Raw genomic sequence first — 13,009 nt, 5'->3', positions numbered from 1 at the left:
ATCTCCCTCTACTTTCTAATTCCAATTAGAATCAGTGCGACCCCAGCTCCTATAAACAAAAATTTTGATAACGATAATTTGTCTGACATCCCTATCAGGCCTAAAGCAATAGATGCAATAAAAATAGTAGGACCAATAATAGCAAGCATGGCATTTAACGCAACGGCCTTTTCAATACTATTAAATTTCAAGATCAAACCAGCAACCGTTAATTCAATTAAACCGGAGATCACTCTCAACCCAACCATTACTAACAATGTCATTTCAATCGTGTAGAACCACGTTTTCATTCTTCCACCTCAACAATATTCGCTTTGTACAACCTTATGAATGAAACACCTTATTCAGAACAAAAAAAAGACGAGCTTATTAAGCTCGTCCCACAAATCATTCATATAATAAAGAAAGAGGTTATTCCATAAGGGTCTTTCCCACAATATGGATAACCTCTTTATTGTTAATTAAGCACGCGAAACATAAGAACTACTTCTTGTATCAATAATTAGTACGTCACCTTGATTAATAAAGAATGGAACTTGTACAGTTAAGCCCGTTTCTAATGTAGCTGGTTTCGTACCACCTGAAGCAGTATCCCCTTTAATTCCAGGCTCTGTTTCCGTCACTTCAAGCTCTACTGTATTAGGAACTTCAACACCAAGAGTTTCACCTTGGTATGTCATAATCTGAACAACCATGTTTTCTTTTAAAAATTTCAATTCATGTTCAATTTGAGCTGTAGGTAATTCAATTTGCTCGTAAGATTCATTATCCATAAATGTATGCATATCTGCACTAGCATACAAGTAAGCCATGCGACGGTTTTCAATATGAGCTTTTGATACTTTCTCACCTGCACGGAATGTTTTTTCTTGTACAGAACCCGTACGAAGGTTACGCAATTTAGAACGTACGAATGCAGCTCCTTTACCCGGCTTTACATGTTGGAACTCCATTACTTGCCAAATTCCACCATCAACTTCAATTGTTAAACCTGTCTTAAAATCGTTTACAGAAATCATTGTATCTTCCTCCATATTTCCATCCAATGCTTGGACGTTCAGTCACAATCACTACTATACCACAGCTTGGAAAAAGTTTCTTATCTTATTTTCTTATCAATGATAGAAACAGAAATCTTACTCCCCAACAATTAATAATTCTTTCGGTGAATGCGTAAAAGAACGATTTCCATCTTGTGTAATCAATGTATCATCTTCAATTCTCGTACCACCGACACCAGCAACATAAATACCTGGTTCGACAGTAACAACCATACCGGGTTCTAATACAGTATTGGATTTCAGTGAAAGAGACGGTCCTTCGTGCACTTCCATCCCAAGACCATGCCCTGTAGAGTGTCCAAAATATTCTCCATATCCTTTAGCTTCAATATAATCTCTTGTCAATGCGTCCGCTTCTTTTCCAGTTAGGCCTGGCTTGATACCTTTCATTCCTAAGAGTTGTGCCTGTAATACAGTATGATAGATATTTTTCAATTCATCACTTACATTTCCTACAGCAACCGTTCGTGTAATATCAGAACAGTATCCTTTATAATAAGCACCAAAATCCAGCGTAACGAGTTCCCCTTTTTCTATAATCTTATCACTCGCAACCCCATGCGGGAGAGCTGAGCGATAACCAGAAGCAACAATAATGTCAAAGGAAGAACTACTAGCCCCTTGCTTTCTCATAAAAAACTCTAATTCATTTGATACAGCTAATTCCGTAATACCTGGACGGATAAAAGACGTAATATGCTGAAAGGCCGCATCAGCAATATTAGCCGCTTCCTGTATAATGTTAATTTCTTCTTCTGTCTTAATGAGGCGAATCGCTTCAACCATTCCTGATACTGGAATAAGCTCTATCGATTCCATTTGCTTTGCGTAAATTTGATGTGCTTCATATGTAAGATGAGATTGCTCGAAACCAAGTTTTTTCAGACCTAATTTCTCAACTTGCTTAGCCACCTCTACAAAAATAGGACCCGTGTGTTGAATAATTTCGAATTCTTTTGCTTGTTCTTGAGCTTGTTCCATATAACGAAAGTCTGTTATAAACAAGGCTTTTTCTGCAGAAATAATGGCAACCCCAGCTGTCCCCGTAAATTGGGTCATATATTGTCTGTTGTAACTACTTGTCACGAGCAATCCATCAATTTGTTGTTCTTTTAACTTTGAACGTAATGCCTCGATTCGATTCATTGTATCGTTCCTTTCTCTTTTTAACTTGTGCACGTCACACTTTACAAAACTATTGTAGCATAAACCGAAGTGGAACAAGCACGATCAAAAGAGAAGCCTAAGCATTTTGATGCTGTTCTGCATATTCATAGGATATAGAGTACCCGATAAATGCACCGTACAAGGCATACAAGCAAATAGAGGTAATAATGGAATTCATATCTAAATTATTTAACGACTTTAACCCAGGAAAAAGGGGATTTAGCACATAAAAAACCAGTAGCCATAGGACAAGGCCAAATCCAATTCCAACCCACAATTTATTTATCTTTTGTAAAAGCAATTTATATAAGAATGCAACCCCTATAGATAATACTGAGATTATCGCTATCCCGACTAATTGTCCAATGTACGTATCTTTCCAATCACCTAGCACAAACGGCATTAAGGCTAGAGCCGGGCCAACTCGAATAAAATTAAAATAAAAAGCAAAATAACCAACGAGTGACCAGATTAAACCACCGAACAGACCAATTAATGCTACTTTTGCCGCAAATGACATTTCATCATTGTTTTTATCCACATATTGTTTTTCCATCTTGTCCACCTCCGAACTTTAGTATGTCCGATAATAAAGTTGAAAAGTCATGTAAATTTATATTGTCCAACTCGAATGAAGCCTGCGCCACTTGGGTATAATGTAACGAAAAAGTATTTTTGTTAGAATTAATGACTAGTAGCTTTAATAGAGGATTTTTTCAGTCATCTGTAGAATAGATAAAGTAACAAAGTTACCTTATTATAAAAAGCAAAAGTATTGCAAAAAATCTATCGACCAACCGTTTTAGGCATGAATTTTTCATTCCTTAATCCGCCAAATGTGTAATAATTGGCGTTAGCATAAAAAATCTAACGAACAAGACTTACCATCACTGTTTGAAACAGTTCATGTACTTTGGGTTGTGTAGCATGTTGTAGTAGTTTTCTCTATACACTAGTGAGATATTCATCGATTCATCTAGTACCCATGTACCTTATAGAACTTTTTTGTGACAGCAGAGATTGTGTAGCCTTTGATCGCTAATATTATTGGAGGTGCAGACAAATGCGTTCAGCCATGAAGTACATCATACCCGTTGTTGTATTTTTTGCTTTTATTGGACTCGGTTACGAGCTGATTTTTAACCCATTAGGCTTCTTAACAAGAATCCTCATGATAGTTGGTTTTGTTGCAGTTATTTTCTTAATTTATCGTTGGTATATGGCTCGTAAATATGGAACTTCTCTTTTCCCATCGCAAACAGGGCCAAGTCGAGCGCAGCTTCAAAAAGCAAAACGAACAAGTACGAAGCATTCGTCTTCTCCCTCACCAACAGCTGTTTTCAAACCGAAACGATCCAACCCTGCTAATGAAAAGAAAAAAAACACTCGCCCAAAAACCCGAAGAGAAGGGCATAATTTGACTGTAATAGAAGGCAAGAAAAGCAAAAAGAAGAAACGAGCGTTTTTTTAAACGCTCGTTTCTTTTTTGATTTTATAAAAAAGGGCAAGACCGGCCCTTTTTTGCCTTATGTGTGCGAACATGGGCGATGGCTCCTCTCGCCGTGCGCCTTTTGACAAACCCACTCAAAAGGCTTAACACCTTTACGGCGGCTCCGCTCATCGCTTCGATTTTATAAAAAAGGGCAAGACCGGCCCTTTTTTATAAAATCTTTAGTAACACCAATTTTTTAGGAAGTGATTGGTTTCTTCTCTTCCTAAGATGATGAGTTTCTCCTTTTGTTCTTCGGATAATTCAAAGTCTGTTGCTTTTACATTTAGGACAGGGATGAATACGATATTGCGTGCATGGTCTTCATCAATGTATTTAATATCGTGTGCTGATGTCATAGTTTCAAATAAGGCACGATACATGGATATTGCATTTTTAATTTTTTTTGGAGGCATCTCACTTAGTTCCGGTTTTAATTGAAATCCAATTGCCGGTTTTCTCCACCTTTTTGGGTTGCCATCCATAAATAGCCACATCGGAAAATTACTGAGTAATCCTCCATCTACTATATATGATGCTTTTCCTCCACTTCCTCGATCATATATTTTTACTGGTTCAAAGAAGTATGGAATGCTGCAGCTCATCCGAATAGCTCGAGCTACAGGGAATTTTTCAGGAATCACACCATACTGTTGTAAATCATCAGGTAATACGAGTAACTTTCCCTTCGTTAAGTCAGATGCAATCACTTTTAACGATCCACTTGGTAAATCACCGAACGTTTTTATCCCTTTTGCTTCTAAGACTTGTTTGATCCAATTCTCTAATGCGTTGCCTTTGTATAACCCTAATCGAAAATACATGTGCACCCATTTAGTAATAGCAAATGGAAGGACTGACATTCGCTCATCCTTGAAGGATTCTATATCTAATTGATCGAGCATTTCAAAAATTTCTTCGCTTTTATATCCTGCTTTTATAAGCGCTGCTATTATAGATCCAGCACTTGTGCCAGCGATTCGATCAAATTCATACCCTTTTTCCTCCATAACCTGGAGTGCTCCAATAAATGCAAAAGCTTTTACTCCTCCACCGGCAAACACACCATCAACCTTCATAAGATGTCACCTCCTCCTACAACCATATGTATGGGTAAGAGGAGGACAACCTAAAAATATAAAAAACATCCGCAAACTTTTTTGCGAATGTCTTTATTTTATGCCTCTTCTTCATTGCGCTTTTGAATATCTCTTAATGCTTCCACTCTAGTTTCTTTTTCTTGAAAATATTGTACCAAATCTCCAATTCGATCAATAGCGTCCCAACTTAAATGATGTTCGATCCCCTCTACATCTTGATAAATATGAGAATTATTAACCCCTATTAGTCGCATGAAATCTTCTAGTAATTCATGTCTGTAAACTAGCCGTTTTCCGACTTTCTTTCCTTTTGCCGTCAATACCAATCCCCGGTATCTTTCGTAAATTAAATATTCACTTTTATCCAACTTTTGAACCATTTTAGTAACCGAAGATGGATGGACTTCTAATGCCTCTGCAATATCGGAGACCCTTGCATAACCTTTCTCCTCAATCAACATATATATTCGTTCTAAATAATCTTCCATACTAGGTGTTGGCATAGTGTCCCCTCCAATTATCATCAAAGCGTATAGCCTTTGACTTATACATAAACGATAAATCTATATCATTTTGTATCTTGTTTTATCCCAAAAATGAACAACACCTTTTATTTTACAATAGAATATAGGAAGAGGACAATGAAATTAGCCAAGTTTATGTGAAGTATTCCATTTTTGCTTCTGGGAAAAATTTATCGATATAGGATTGAATGGTTTCTCTTAAATCTCCCGCTTCTTCATCTTTATATACATATTTGCCCCGTCCGTATCTTCCCCACTTATATTTCCGCTCTTCTTCATTCATTTCTAGCTTTGACTTAGGATACCTTTTTTGAATAATGTTCTTCGCTGTTTTTGTAAAGCGATGCTGTATCAATTCAAAGGTTAGATCTCTTTTCGCATAAGCTGGTAAAATGGCTTCCAATCGTTCAAATAACTCATAATACCCTTCTTTCCATTGATCGTGCAAAATTAACGGAGCTACAATGAATCCTAAAGGATAATCTGCTTTGGCTACTTTTCCCGCCGCTTCTATTCGCTCTAGAAATGAAGATGTGCCTGGTTCAAAGTGCTTGATAACATGATCTGAATTTACACTAAATCGAAATCTTGTATTTCCATTATGTTTCGCATCAAGTAAATGATCGACATGATGATACTTTGTAACAAAACGCAATCTTCCTAGGTCCGTCTGTCCAATATGTTCAATTGTCTTCTTTAATGAATGAGTTAAGTGATCAAGCCCCACGACATCAGATGTACAAGCAGCTTCAAATCGAGTAATCTCAGGTTCTCTCTCTTTAATATATTTATCAGTTGCTTCAAAAATATCTTCTAAATTTACATATGTGCGAATATAGGGTTTGTTGCCGAGAGTCGTTTGTAAATAACAATAATGACAATGCCCCATACAACCTGTTGCAAGTGGCAACGCATATTCAGCTGATGGTTTTGACGTATCAAACTTTAACGTTTTCCTCACCCCAATGACAAGGGTTGATTTTGCATTCCGGTATTGTTGAAGTTCATTATTACCTGGAATATTTCGGACTTGGTTGTGAGAGGTAGTTTCTCTAATTTCAACACCTTTTTTCTCAAATTTCTCTTTTAACTCACGACCTAATGGGTACTCAAGTGCCCCTGGTTCTATATATACAAGCTGTGGCTCAAACGCCTTCATGTTCACACCTCAATTTCTTCTTAATAAGCGACCCTTTTTTACACTTTTTCTCCGTCACTTTAAAATCCATTTCAATCGCTAATAGGGTGTGCTACATATGAAAAATTCAGCCTGTCATTTACTAGAAAAAAGGACTAAATCTGTATGATTTAGTCCTTTTTTAAACGTCCTTATAGACCGCACTTTAGTTGCGCACCACAACTTGTGCATGTATTACATCCACCAAGGTCTTCAACTTGTCCTTCTCGACAAACGGGACAAGTATTTCCAACTTCTGAACCAATTGTCACATTTGTAGATCTAATTTCAGAGATCGTATCAATGAGGACCACTTTCTTTTTATCTGGATTAGTCGTTTTTTCATCTTCAAAGCGATTTTCTTCCGCTTTTAATGAAAGAACTTGAGCATCACGACTACCATCAACATACACTGTACCACCTTTTGCACCGCCACGGTACAGACGCTCATATACAGCTTGTACTTGTTCAACTGTATAGCCACGAGGAGCATTTACCGTTTTAGATAATGAGCTATCTACCCAGCGTTGAATAATGCATTGTACATCGGCATGAGCTTCTGGTGGTAACTCCATTGTTGAAATAAACCACTCTGGCAATTCATTTGCATCCGCATCAGGATTTGCTTGTAAATAATCTTCTACAATCCCTGCTTTTACTTCAATAAATTTACCAAGGCGTCCGCTACGGAAATAAGAGAATGAAAAATACGGTTCGAGCCCCGTTGATACACCTACCATTGTTCCCGTACTTCCTGTTGGAGCAACCGTTAGCAAGTGTGAATTACGAATTCCATGCTCCACAATTCCTTGACGAATGTCTTCTGGCATTGCTTTCATGTATCCAGTATTAATAAATGCGTTACGAAGCTCTAACGTTTCTTCCTCAGTTGCACCAACCAAGAATGGGAAGCTTCCTTTTTCTTTTGCAAGTTCAATGCTTGTTCGATATGCTGTTGTCGCAATTGTCTCAAACACTCGATCCACTAAATCGTTTCCTTCTTCGGAACCATATACGGATTCACAATAAATAAGTAAATCATGAAGACCCATAACACCTAAACCAACACGGCGTTCTCCTTTGGCCTGCTTTGTATTTTGTTCTAAGAAGTATGGCGTTGCATCAATGACATTATCTTGCATGCGAACCCCAACTTGAACGGTTTTCTTTAGCTTCTCAAAATCGACTTCTTTTGTTACTTTATTAGCCATTTCCGCTAAATTAATTGCTGCAAGGTTACAAACTGAATATGGAGCTAACGGTTGCTCTCCACATGGATTCGTCGCAACGACTTTTTGACCATATGCTTTTGCATTTGTTTTGTCGTTTGCATTATCGATAAAGAAAATACCTGGTTCTGCACTATATGTTGCACAAATATTAATCAAATTCCATAATTCTTTCGCTTTAATAATACGGTACGTACGTACACCGTATCCTTGTTCTTTCCATTCACGAACATCGCCAACTTCATGCCAGTTCTCATTATATGCTTTCATTTCCGCTTCATCGTAGTTCTCCACGTCAGGGAAACGAAGAGCATATTCTTCATCATTTTCTACAGCTTCCATAAATTCTTTCGTTAAACAAACGGAAATATTGGCACCAGTTAAAAACTCCGCGTTATTTACAGAGTACGTTCCACCAACACGTAATTTTTCTTCCGCATCTTCAATAACTTTCGGATCGAAACCACCGTGACCAGCAATGGTCTTGTAGTTAACAATACCTTGGTACATTGATTCTTCAACCACTGTTAGTGGTGTGAAGGAAAGTTTATCTTTAACAAGCTTTCGAATATGTTCGTCTTCTGTATTTTCTAACAAGAAACGCAAAATGCGTGGATTTTGCATTTTAGAAATGATGAATTCTAAAATATCAGGATGCCAGTCAGAAAGCATGATCATTTGAGCTCCACGTCTAGACCCACCTTGTTCCACAAGATGCGTAAGTTTTGCAATATCATCAAGCCATGAAACCGATCCAGATGACTTACCATTCACTCCACGAGCAAGTGTATTACGCGGGCGTAATGTTGAACCGTTCGTCCCCACACCTCCACCACGACTCATAATTTCCATAACTTGCTTACGATGTTCAGAGATGCCTTCACGTGAATCTTGAACGTAAGGCATAACATAACAGTTAAAGTACGTAACATCTGTCTCCGCTCCAGCACCATACAAAACACGACCTGCTGGAATGAAATTCATGGAAACGAGTTGCTCAAAAAACTGTTCGAAAACTTCTTGACGTTTTTCTTCCGTTGTTTCAACTGAGGCAAGACCAGTTGCATTACGTTTAGCAATTTGCTCATAATAAATTTCTAAAGGCTTTTCAATAGTATCTAGTGAGCGAGTAACAACACCTGAATCTGCCTCTTCTCCTTCAAGTACTCCACGAAACTCTTCATCAATGAGTACCTTCGCTTGATTTTGGTCACGGTTAAGCTCTGTAACGAATCCATATCCGCGTGCTGGGAACTTCGGGTCGTCTTTTACAGTTAAGACAACGAAATCCCCTTCTTTTAATGTTTTCTTTTCTGTATCTTTAAACGTGTAACGGTCTAACATTACGAGTCTTGATACGCCTTTTTGAGTAATATGCATGTCGCTTGTAATTGAGTGAACTTGCGAAAATTGCTCAATATCCTCATTTAGTCTTTCCGTATTCAGGCGCATCACATTTGACATCGTCATTGCCATTCGCGTCTCCTCCTCTTTCACATGGAAATCTATATTTAACTAGTATTTCTAGTTGATCTCTTATAACTGTTGTGCTTGTCCATGTACGATATTCTTGGGTAAGCTTACCACAAGATCATCACTAGATTCAATATATTGTGCTTAAATTTATTTTCCATACACCATATATTGTGTTGGATTATATTTCGATTTCATTTGTCAACTTTGTAATGGCTAAAAAAAAGAAGGATTTACGAGTTTAGTAGAATGTTATCCGCTTTTTTTCGACATTTTGAACGAATTCGTCTCTTGCCAGAATAAAATTGATTTCAATGTCTTATTTCATCATAGTTTCGGCGGCGATACAAAATCTTTGACAAAATTTTTAATCGGTGATAATCATAATTATGTTATTCTTGATGCATACATCGGTAAGAAAATAAATCAACATTTAGATATTGAATAGCTGGAGGAACAAAATATGGAATACATTATACAAAATGAAAAAATCATTCCTAAAACGGAGGCTTCCATCCATTTTGATGACAGAGGATACTATTTTGGTGATGGAATATACGAAGTAGTTAAAGTATATGCAGGCCAGCCTTTTGCTATGGACTTACACCTTAATCGTCTTATTGAAAGCTCAAAGAAATTAGACATCACCCTTCCTTATTCAAAAGAGAAGATTACACAATTCATCACTACATTAATTGAAAAAAACTCCATTCAGGATGGTCTAGTTTATTTTCAAGTCACTCGTGGGGTAGAACCTCGCAACCATTTATATTCAAGAGAATCAACTCCGATTTTCACAGCTTTCACACAACCTGCTCAAACACTCGAAGATTCACAAAAAAACGGGATTGATGTTTGGTTGACAGATGATATTCGCTGGCTACGCTGTGATATAAAGACCATTAACTTATTAGGAAATGTAATGGTCAAACGTGAAGCAGCTGATAACAAATGCCAAGAGGCGATTCTACATCGCAATGGGACAATTACTGAAGGTTCCTCATCCAATCTTTTTCTTATAAAAGATAAGGTGCTGTACACACACCCGGCAACCAACCTTATTTTAAATGGGATTACACGCCAATTAATTATTGATGTTGCTCAAAAACATGATTATTCTGTAGTAGAAGAGCCTTTTCCTGTTGACGTACTAGAACATGCAGATGAAGCATTTATTTCAAGCTCCTCTGTTGAGATTACACCAATTAAGGCCGTTTACGGACAACTATCTACCACTTTTCCAGTAGGTCCTGTAACTAAAGATCTTCAAAAGAAATTTAAGGAATTGCTCCCAAAAGTTAAATAGCAGCAAAAGAGGACTGGTCACTAACAACCAGTCCTCTTTTTTCATATAGTTACTTCCTATAATTCCATTCATCTGTCTCATAGCGATCTCTCGCTATTTGATTCACGATTTCTTCTTCATCTTTTGTTAACGTATATGGCTCTAAATCAATGTTTAATCCTTTTTCAAACCCTCTTTTAAAAGCTGCCTTTGCTTGTTCCATTGTGAGAGGCTCACTTCTAAGTGCATTGATAGCTACCGCTTTGTTTTTAAAATTCTTTTGCATTCGTTCGCGTAAACGTTCACTTGAGTAATTAAATAAATCAAACAGCTTATCCTCATCTATATCTAAGATTATTGATCCATGCTGTAAGATGACTCCTTTTTGTCTCGTTTGAGCGCTCCCTGCCACTTTCCTTCCTTCCACAACAAGCTCATACCAAGAAGGCGCATCAAAACAAACAGCTGAACGAGGATTTTTCAATGCATTTTTTTCTTCATCCGTTCTCGGTATCGAAAAATAAGCATCCAATCCAACATCTTTAAATCCTTCTAAAATCCCTTCCGATATGACACGATACGCTTCGGTCACTGTCTTTGGCATCTCTGGATGTTCCTCTGAAACGATCACACTATACGTTAATTCTTGATCATGCAATACTCCACGCCCACCCGTTGGTCTGCGAACAAACCCTAGGTTGTACTCTTTCACTTTTTCCATATTGATTTCTTTTTCTACCTTTTGGAAGTATCCAATGGAGAGAGTTGCAGGGTTCCATCCATAAAAACGTATCGTTGGAGGGATGATCCCTTTGCTATGCCAATCCAACAAAGCCTCATCCAAAGCCATATTATAAGCAGGAGAGCAATTACCTGAATCTATGTACCGCCACGTTTCTTTCACTATACATCGCTTCTTTCCAATTAATCTCTATGTTATTCTAACAAAGGATTTGTTTTCTAGCCAAGTTATTTGAGTTATTGCGTATTTAAGAAGCGGATATTATAATGGATAGGGACGCAGTACGTAAAGGAGTGTAAACGACACTGATGGAATTTTTATGGCTTATCTTACTTGGATTTGTAGTATATCTCGTTTTTAAGCGCTTTTACAATCCAAAATATTTAAAAACATTAACCCAAGAAGACTTCATTAAAGGATATCGAAAAGCTCAATTAATTGATGTTCGAGAACCACGTGAATACGAAGGTGGTCATATTCTTGGAGCTAGAAACATCCCAATGTCACAACTTCGTCAACGAATCAATGAAGTTCGAAATGATCAACCTGTCTATCTATACTGCCAATCAGGCGCTCGTAGTAGACAAGCCGCACAATTAATTAAAAAGAAACGTGGCGCAGAAGACATTTCACACCTTAAAGGTGGATTTAAAAAGTGGTCAGGGAAAATCAAGAAAAAATAATAACGCAATGAACTTGAAGATGAAACCGGTTGGGGTCATCTTCTTTATTTTTCCGAGAGAAAATTTGATGAAAAAACTGTATAACCACCTAGCCTGTCTAGTTTCTCAAGAATCCCCGGTCTTTGATTCTTCCTTTCTGACTTTAGGAATCCATCTCGCTTTTCTTTCTCAAAACCTTCGAGCTCCTCCATCTTCAGGAATCCATCTCGCTTTCTTTCCCCAATTCTTCGAGCTCCTCCATCTTCAGGAACCTATTTCTCTTTTGTTTCCCCAATTCTACAAGCCCCTTCATCTTCAGGAACCTATCTCTCTTTTGTTTCCCCAATTCTACGAGCTCCTCCTATTCCAGGAACCTATCTCTCTTTTGTTTCCCAAAATCTTCGTACTCCTCCTATTTCAGGAATCCATCTCTCTTTCCTTTCCCCAATTCTACGAGCTCCTCCTATTTCAGGAACCTATCTCTCTTTTGTTTCCCCAAATCTTCGTACTCCTCCTATTTCAGGAATCCATCTCGCTTTTGTTTCTCAAAACCTTCGAGCTCCTCCATCTTCAGGAATCCATCTCGCTTTCTTTCCCCAATTCTTCGAGCTCCTCCATCTTCAGGAACCTATTTCGCTTTTGTTTCCCCAATTCTACAAGCCCCTCCATCTTCAGGAACCTATCTCTCTTTTGTTTCCCCAATTCTACGAGCCCCTCCAATCTCAGGAATCCGTCTCTCTTTTGTTTCCCCAAATTTTCGAGCTCCTCCAATCTCAGGAATCCATCTCTCTTTTGTTTCCCCAAATCTTCGAGCTCCTCCTATTTCAGGAACCTATCTCTCTTTTGTTTCCCCAAATCTTCGAGCTCCTTCTATTTCAGGAACCTATCTCACTTTTTTTTCCCCAAATCTTCGTGCTCCTCCAATTTCAGGAATCCATCTCTCTTTCCTTTCTCCAATTCTACGAGCTCCTTCTGAATAGGCTACACTTAGTTGGACAATAAAAATAAGGGCTAGTAGAATAACCATATAACAAGTGAGGAGCGAATCTACTATGTCCAAAAAAAGAAGAACGTTTACCACAGAATTTAAGAAGCAAGTG

The 13,009-nt window shown here is 37.8% G+C and carries 15 protein-coding genes; 3 read left to right on the top strand and 12 right to left on the bottom strand.

The genetic code is table 11. The features are described from left to right. Positions 1–8: 8 nt before the first annotated feature. The 4 genes from N0O92_RS20130 to N0O92_RS20115 form a co-directional block, all read right to left on the bottom strand. A complete protein-coding gene (locus N0O92_RS20130) occupies positions 9–290 on the bottom strand; it encodes a YqhV family protein (protein WP_315616436.1) in 282 nt (93 codons plus the stop codon). 171 nt (positions 291–461) lie between these two features. Continuing rightward, positions 462–1,019, bottom strand: a complete 558-nt coding sequence (gene efp, locus N0O92_RS20125; RefSeq protein ID WP_315616435.1) for an elongation factor P — start codon at positions 1,017–1,019, stop codon at positions 462–464. 117 nt (positions 1,020–1,136) lie between these two features. After that, positions 1,137–2,207 carry a M24 family metallopeptidase gene (locus N0O92_RS20120; RefSeq protein WP_315616434.1) on the bottom strand — a complete coding sequence of 357 codons (1,071 nt, stop codon included), beginning with the start codon at positions 2,205–2,207 and terminating at the stop codon, positions 1,137–1,139. 97 nt (positions 2,208–2,304) lie between these two features. After that, the gene (locus N0O92_RS20115; RefSeq protein ID WP_315616433.1) at positions 2,305–2,784 is read right to left on the bottom strand and encodes a YqhR family membrane protein; all 480 of its coding nucleotides are present in this window, start codon (positions 2,782–2,784) and stop codon (positions 2,305–2,307) included. A gap of 507 nt (positions 2,785–3,291) precedes the next feature. On the opposite strand from N0O92_RS20115, the gene N0O92_RS20110 reads away from it, so the two are divergent. Further along, complete coding sequence (locus N0O92_RS20110) at positions 3,292–3,699, top strand: SA1362 family protein (RefSeq protein ID WP_315616432.1); 408 nt, start codon at positions 3,292–3,294, stop codon at positions 3,697–3,699. A 200-nt stretch (positions 3,700–3,899) separates the two neighbouring features. Here N0O92_RS20110 and N0O92_RS20105 read toward each other — a convergent pair whose 3' ends face one another. The 4 genes from N0O92_RS20105 to N0O92_RS20090 form a co-directional block, all read right to left on the bottom strand. Beyond that, positions 3,900–4,796, bottom strand: a complete 897-nt coding sequence (locus tag N0O92_RS20105; RefSeq protein ID WP_315616431.1) for a patatin-like phospholipase family protein — start codon at positions 4,794–4,796, stop codon at positions 3,900–3,902. Between the two features lie 98 nt (positions 4,797–4,894). After that, the gene (gene mntR, locus N0O92_RS20100; protein ID WP_315616430.1) at positions 4,895–5,320 is read right to left on the bottom strand and encodes a transcriptional regulator MntR; all 426 of its coding nucleotides are present in this window, start codon (positions 5,318–5,320) and stop codon (positions 4,895–4,897) included. A gap of 154 nt (positions 5,321–5,474) precedes the next feature. Further along, positions 5,475–6,500 (bottom strand): spore photoproduct lyase, encoded by a 1,026-nt coding sequence (gene splB, locus N0O92_RS20095; protein WP_315616429.1) that lies wholly within the window; start codon positions 6,498–6,500, stop codon positions 5,475–5,477. Between the two features lie 170 nt (positions 6,501–6,670). Continuing rightward, positions 6,671–9,223 carry a vitamin B12-dependent ribonucleotide reductase gene (locus N0O92_RS20090; RefSeq protein ID WP_315616428.1) on the bottom strand — a complete coding sequence of 851 codons (2,553 nt, stop codon included), beginning with the start codon at positions 9,221–9,223 and terminating at the stop codon, positions 6,671–6,673. A 460-nt stretch (positions 9,224–9,683) separates the two neighbouring features. On the opposite strand from N0O92_RS20090, the gene dat reads away from it, so the two are divergent. Then, positions 9,684–10,526 carry a D-amino-acid transaminase gene (dat, locus tag N0O92_RS20085; RefSeq protein ID WP_315616427.1) on the top strand — a complete coding sequence of 281 codons (843 nt, stop codon included), beginning with the start codon at positions 9,684–9,686 and terminating at the stop codon, positions 10,524–10,526. Positions 10,527–10,575: 49 nt separating this feature from the next. On the opposite strand, the gene N0O92_RS20080 is transcribed toward dat, so the two are convergent. Further along, positions 10,576–11,412 carry a lipoate--protein ligase family protein gene (locus tag N0O92_RS20080; protein WP_315616482.1) on the bottom strand — a complete coding sequence of 279 codons (837 nt, stop codon included), beginning with the start codon at positions 11,410–11,412 and terminating at the stop codon, positions 10,576–10,578. Between the two features lie 143 nt (positions 11,413–11,555). Here N0O92_RS20080 and N0O92_RS20075 point away from each other — a divergent pair, with 143 nt between their 5' ends. After that, complete coding sequence (locus N0O92_RS20075) at positions 11,556–11,930, top strand: rhodanese-like domain-containing protein (RefSeq protein ID WP_315616426.1); 375 nt, start codon at positions 11,556–11,558, stop codon at positions 11,928–11,930. Positions 11,931–12,123: 193 nt separating this feature from the next. Here the strand turns inward: N0O92_RS20075 and N0O92_RS20070 are convergent, their stop codons facing one another. From N0O92_RS20070 to N0O92_RS20060, 3 genes are all read right to left on the bottom strand, one after another. Beyond that, positions 12,124–12,255, bottom strand: a complete 132-nt coding sequence (locus N0O92_RS20070) for a hypothetical protein (RefSeq protein ID WP_315616425.1) — start codon at positions 12,253–12,255, stop codon at positions 12,124–12,126. A gap of 224 nt (positions 12,256–12,479) precedes the next feature. Then, a complete protein-coding gene (locus tag N0O92_RS20065; RefSeq protein WP_315616424.1) occupies positions 12,480–12,713 on the bottom strand; it encodes a hypothetical protein in 234 nt (77 codons plus the stop codon). Positions 12,714–12,792: 79 nt separating this feature from the next. Beyond that, positions 12,793–13,009: hypothetical protein (locus N0O92_RS20060; RefSeq protein WP_315616423.1), on the bottom strand; the 217-nt coding region annotated here is incomplete at its 5' end.

It is taken from the genome of Alkalihalobacillus sp. MEB130 (assembly GCF_032335535.1).
Classification (GTDB): domain Bacteria; phylum Bacillota; class Bacilli; order Bacillales; family Bacillaceae_D; genus Halalkalibacter.
Note: the sequence above shows the minus strand (reverse complement) of the source record. Positions and strands in the feature narration are given on the sequence as shown.